Source organism: Herbaspirillum sp. C7C8, assembly GCF_022627875.1.
Classification (GTDB): Bacteria; Pseudomonadota; Gammaproteobacteria; order Burkholderiales; family Burkholderiaceae_D; genus Herbaspirillum.
Genome location: NZ_JABXGG010000102.1, coordinates 1 through 213, shown reverse-complemented (window position 1 = coordinate 213; position 213 = coordinate 1). Strand labels below are relative to the sequence as shown.

Below are 213 nucleotides of genomic sequence, written 5' to 3'. Positions count from 1 at the left end.
CGTCCGCATCCAGGCGGGTCAGGATGTGACGAGCAAGGGTGCGCAGGTAGTCGCTGAAGGCGCGCTGCAAGTCGAGGTCGGACGTGACATGCGCATCGGCACCGCCAACGTCTCGGCCAGTGCACGTGACCAGGGCCAGCGCAGCAGCAGCGGGATCCTGTCGGCCACGACGGTGCGCACCGATGACGCCAGCAGCACCAGCCGGGAGGCAGG

General features: G+C 69.0%; 1 protein-coding gene. It reads left to right on the top strand.

Features of this window, described 5'->3' with window-relative positions; genetic code table 11:
• Positions 1–213 (top strand): hypothetical protein (locus tag HWE01_RS22810; RefSeq protein ID WP_241822983.1); only part of this gene is annotated, 213 nt, incomplete at both ends.